We start from the raw sequence: 5,933 nt of genomic DNA on the forward strand, positions 1-5,933 counted from the left end.
CGGCTCGTCTCGGCCGTGAATACCGAACTGGACGCCGACCTCACCGTCCGATCCCTGTTCGAGGCACCCACCGTCGCGGAGCTGGCGCCACGGATCCGCGGGGGCGGGACCAAGCTCGCGCGGGTGGCTCCGGTCGACCGGCCCCCCGTGGTGCCGCTATCTTTCGCCCAGTCCCGGCTCTGGTTTCTCGACCAATTGCACGGGCCGTCCCCGGTCCATAACATGGCCGTCGCCCTGCGACTGAGCGGACACCTGGACACCGACGCGATGGGCGCCGCCCTGGCCGACGTGGTCGGCCGCCACGAAAGCCTGCGCACAGTCTTCGTCGCCGACCAGGGAACACCGCGCCAAGTCGTCCTCACAGCCGAGTCCACCGGCGCCGCCTGGCAGGTCATCGACGCCGACGGGTGGTCGATAGAGCGACTCGGTGCTGCGATCGGCACCGCGGCCCGGCACCACTTTGATCTGTCCGACGAGATTCCTCTGCGGACAACGCTTTTCCGGCTCGACGACGACGATCACGTGTTGGTGGCGGTGGCCCACCACATCGCCGCGGACGGGTGGTCGCTGGCGCCGCTGGTGCGTGACCTCGGGACGGCCTATGCCAGCCGGCGCGCCGGCCGGGTGCCGGACTGGGCGCCGCTGCCGGTGCAATACGTGGACTACACGCTGTGGCAGCGTGCGCAATTCGGCGACCTCGAGGACCCGGACAGCCCCATCGCCGGGCAGCTCGCCTACTGGGAACAAGCCCTGGCGGGGTTGCCCGAACGCGGCGAGTTGCCGACGGATCGGCCGTATCCGTTGGTGGCCGATTATCGCGGGGCGAGCGTGGATATCGACTGGCCCGCGGAGTTGCAGCAACGGGTGCGCGCGGTGGCGCGGGCACACAATGCCACCGAGTTCATGGTGATGCAGGCCGCGCTCTCGGTGCTGCTGGGCAAGCTCAGCGCGACTTCCGATGTCGCCGTGGGCTTTCCGATCGCCGGACGCAGCGATCCCGCGCTGGACGACGTGGTGGGCTTCTTCGTCAACACCCTGGTGCTGCGCGTGGATCTCGGCGGCGATCCCAGCGTCGCCGAACTGTTGGCCAGGGTGCGGCAGCGCAGCCTGGCGGCATACGAACACCAGGACGTGCCCTTCGAAGTGCTCGTGGAGCGGCTCCGTCCCAGCCGCAGCCTGGCCCACCACCCGCTGGTCCAGGTGGTGTTGGCCTGGCAGAACCTGCCGTGGCAGCATGACGGCCCCGCCGCCGGACTGGAATTGGGCGACGTGCAGGTCACGCCTCTGCCGCTGGACACCCAGGTCGCCCGGATGGATCTGGTCTTCTCGCTGAACGAACGGTGGACCGAGGACGGCCGGCCGGGCGGCATCGGCGGAGCGGTGGAGTTCCGCACCGACGTGTTCGACCCGTCGAGCATCGAAACGCTGATCGAGCGGTTTCATCGGGTGCTGGCGGCCATGACCGCCGATCCGGCTCAACGATTGTCGTCGATCGACCTGCTCGACGAGGCCGAACGCGAGCGGCTCGACGTGGCCGGTAACCGCGCGATAGTCACCGCGCCGCCGATGGCGTTGGTGTCGATTCCGGCGTTGTTCGCCGCGCAGGTGGCAAGCGCTCCAGGGGCCGTGGCGATCACCTGCGGCGCGCGCTCGTTGACCTACCGAGAGCTCTACGAGTCGACGAACCGGTTGGCGCACTTGCTTTCCGAGCGGGGCGCGGGCCCGGGTCAGCGAGTGGCGGTGGTGATCCCGCGGTCGGCCGAAGCGATCGTGGCGATCCTCGCGGTCCTCAAGACCGGGGCGGCGTATGTGCCGATCGACCCGAGCGTGCCGGCGGCGCGGTTGGAGTTCGTGCTCGGTGATGCTGCGCCGATCGCCGCGGTGACCACCGCCGAGGTGCGCGCCCGGCTGGACGGGTTCGCCGGGGTGATCGTCGACATCGACGACCCCGCCGTGGCAACCCGGCCCACCACCGGGCTTCCGGTGCCGGCGGCGGACAGCATCGCGTACCTCATCTACACGTCCGGCTCGACGGGAATTCCCAAGGGAGTGGCTGTAACCCACCGCAATGTCACCCAGCTGCTGGAAGCGATCGACGCGCGACTGAGTGCGGGCACGGTCTGGACCCAGTGCCATTCATTGGCGTTCGACTTCTCGGTGTGGGAAATCTTCGGGTCGTTGCTGTATGGCGGGCGTCTGGTGATCGTGCCCGACGACGTGGTCCGATCGCCAGAAGACCTGCACGCGTTGTTGGTTCGCGAGCAGGTCAGCGTGTTGAGTCAGACGCCGTCGGCGTTCTATGCGCTGCAAAGCGCTGATGCGTTGGCCCCCGAATTGGGTGAGCGGTTGAAGTTGCAGACGGTGGTCTTCGGTGGTGAGGCGCTCGAGCCGCACCGGTTGGCCACGTGGTTGCACCGTCACCCGGGCCCGCCCCGTCTGGTGAATATGTATGGCATCACCGAGGCGACGGTGCACGCCTCGTTCCGGGAGATCGTCGACGGGGACGTCGACAGCAACATCAGCCCCATCGGAACGCCTTTGGCGCACTTGGCCTTCTTCGTGCTCGACGGCTGGCTGTGTCAGGTGCCCGTCGGTGTGGTCGGTGAGCTGTATGTGGCCGGCGGCGGGCTGGCGACCGGCTATGTGGGCCGCCCGGGCCTGTCGTCGACGCGGTTTGTCGCCTGCCCGGTCGGGGCACCCGGCGCGCGGATGTATCGCACCGGTGACCTGGTCCGGTGGGGCGCCGACGGGCAGTTGCAGTACCTGGGTCGCGCCGACGAGCAGGTCAAGATCCGCGGCTACCGGATCGAACTCGGCGAAATCCGGGCCGCTTTAAGCGAATTGGACGGCGTTGAGCATGCGGCGGTGATCGCCCGTGAAGACCGGGCCGGCGACAAGCGTCTCGTCGGCTATGTGACCGGAGTCGCTGACCCGACCGACATTCGGGCCTGGTTGGGTCAGCGGCTCCCCACATACATGGTGCCCTCGGCGGTGGTGGTGCTCGAGGCGTTGCCGCTGACCCCCAACGGCAAGCTCGACATCCGCGCGCTGCCGCCACCGGAATACTCCGACGCCGACCGCTACCGGGCCCCGACGAGCGCGATCGAGGAGATCCTGGCGGGCATCTACGCCCAGGTGCTCGGCGTGGAACGCGTCGGCGTCGACGACTCCTTCTTCGACCTCGGCGGCGACTCGCTGTCGGCGATGCGCTTGCTCGCGGCGGTGAACACCGCCTTCGACGCCGGCGTTTCGGTGCGGACGCTGTTCGAGGCGCCCACGGTGGCCCAGTTGGCGCCGCGGCTTGCCGGTGCTGGCACTCAACGGATTCCGCGGCTGCGGGCGGGTGCACGGCCGGAGTTGGTGCCGTTGTCGTTCGCGCAGTCCCGGTTGTGGTTCATCGATCAGTTGCAGGGACCGTCGCCGATGTACAACATGCCGGCGGTGCTGCGAGTGCGCGGTCGATTGGACGTGGAGGCCCTGCACGCCGCCCTCCTCGACGTGGTGGCTCGACATGAGAGTTTGCGCACGGTGTTCGCCGTCTCCGACGGGACACCGCGGCAGGTGGTGATTCCCGCTGAGCGGGCGGACGTCGGGTGGGACGTAATTGATGCCGCCGGTTGGTCGCCGGCACGGATAAAGGAGGGTGTGGATGCCGCAGCAAGGTACGCGTTCGATCTCGCAAGCGAAATACCCATACAAACAAAGCTATTCCGTCGCGGCGATGACGAGCATGTGTTGGTGGCGGTGGTCCATCATATTGCTGCGGATGGTTGGTCGCTGAATCCACTGGTGCGCGATCTGGGCACCGCCTACGCCAGTCGCAGCGGCGGCAGGGCGCCGCAGTGGGCGCCGCTGGCGGTGCAGTACGTCGACCACGCGATCTGGCAGCGGACGCAATTCGGAGACCTGGACGATCCGGACAGCCCGATCGCCGGGCAGCTGGCCTATTGGGAACGAGCCTTGGCGGGGTTGCCCGAGCGTATCGAGCTGCCTACGGATCGGCCGTATCCGTCGGTGGCCGATCATCGCGGGGCCAGCGTGGGCATCGACTGGCCCGCGGAGTTGCAGCAACGGGTGCATGCGGTGGCGCGGGCACACAACGCCACCGAATTCATGGTGGTGCAGGCGGCTCTGGCGGTGCTGCTGGCCAAGATCAGTGCGAGTTCCGATGTGGCGGTGGGCTTTCCGATCGCCGGCCGCCGTGACTCCGCGCTGGACGACGTGGTGGGATTCTTCGTCAACACCCTGGTGTTGCGCGTGGATCTCGGAGGTGATCCCAGCGTCGCCGAGCTGTTGGCCCGGGTGCGTCAGCACGTCCTGGCGGCCTTCGACCACCAGGATGTGCCCTTCGAGGTGCTGGTCGAGCGGCTCAACCCCAGCCGCTCCCTGGCGCACCACCCCCTGGTCCAGGTGATGCTCGCCTGGCAGAGTGACAACGCGGCGGAGCTTCGTCTGGGGGACCTGCAGGTCAGCGCCGAGCCGGTCGAAACAGGTACCGCCCGTATGGACCTGACGTTCTCACTGTCAGCCCGCAGGAGCGACGACGGCCGGGCCGCCGGGATCGGCGGAACCGTCGAATTCCGCACCGACGTGTTCGACCCGGACACCGTTAACACCCTGACCGAGCGACTGCGGCGGGTGTTGGTCGCCATCACCGACGACCCGCATCGCCGACTGTCCTCGATCGATGTGCTCGACACCGCCGAATGCGCGCGACTCGGTGCGATGGGCAATGCGTCGGCGTTGGGTCGTGCGGTGGTGCCGGTGTCGGTGGTGGAGTTGTTCGCCGGGCAGGTGGCGCGGACTCCGGATGCGGTGGCGGTGACGTTCGAGGGCCGGTCCATGTCCTATCGGGAGCTTGACGAGGCGGCCAATCGGTTAGCGCGCGTGTTGGTCGAGTCCGGCGCGGGCCCGGGTGAGTTTGTCGCGCTGCTGTTTTCGCGGTCGGCCGAGGCGATCGTGGCGATCGTGGCGGTGCTCAAGTCCGGGGCGGCGTATCTGCCGATCGACCCGGCGCTGCCGGGCGCGCGGGTGGAGTTCATGCTGACTGATGCCGCCCCGAGGGTCGCGGTCACCACCGCCGAGCTGGTGGATCGGCTCGGGGGGTTTGGTGGGGTGGTCATCGATGTGGCCGATGCGGCGGTGGCGGCCCAGCCGAGCACCCCGCTGCCGGCGCCGGCGCCGGCTGATGTGGCGCATGTGATCTACACGTCGGGGACCACGGGTGTGCCCAAAGGCGTTGCGGTCACCCAACACAACGTCGCGCAGCTGTTCGACGATCTGCGGCTCGGGGTCGAGCTGTCGGCCGAGCAGGTGTGGACGCAGTTCCACTCGTATGCCTTTGACTTCTCGGTGTGGGAGATCTGGGGGGCGCTGCTGCATGGTGGTCGGTTGGTGGTGGTTCCCGAGGCGGTGGCCCGCTCGCCTGAGGAGTTTCATGCCCTGCTGGTGGATGAGGGTGTGACGGTGTTGACCCAGACCCCGTCGGCGGTGGGGCTGTTGCCCACCGACGGCCTGGATTTCACGGCGTTGGTGGTCGGGGCCGAGCCGTGTCCGCCGGAGCTGGTGGACCGGTGGGCGCCGGGGCGGGTGATGGTCAATGTGTATGGCCCCACCGAAACGACCATGTGGGCCTGCAAGAGTGCCTCGCTACAGGCGGGCTCGGGATTCCCACCGATCGGCTCACCGGTGACCCGGGCGGCGTTCTTCGTGCTCGACGAATGGCTGCGCCCGGTGCCGGCCGGTGTGGTGGGGGAGCTGTATCTGGCCGGCGAGGGCGTGGGGGTCGGGTACTGGCGCCGCCCCGGGCTGACCGCATCGCGGTTCATCGCGTGCCCGTTCGGTGTGGTGGGCCAGCGTATGTATCGCACTGGGGATCTGGTGTGCTGGGGTCCCGATGGGCAGTTGCGGTATCGGGGGCGCGCCGATGAGCA

The 5,933-nt window shown here is 68.5% G+C and carries 1 protein-coding gene; it reads left to right on the top strand.

Features of this window, described 5'->3' with window-relative positions; genetic code table 11:
• Positions 1-5,933, top strand: a 5,933-nt coding sequence (locus tag A5646_RS14535) for a non-ribosomal peptide synthetase (protein ID WP_156765607.1), incomplete at both ends; no start/stop codon positions are given.

It is taken from the genome of Mycobacterium sp. 1245499.0 (assembly GCF_001673615.1).
Taxonomy (GTDB): domain Bacteria; phylum Actinomycetota; class Actinomycetes; order Mycobacteriales; family Mycobacteriaceae; genus Mycobacterium; species Mycobacterium europaeum_A.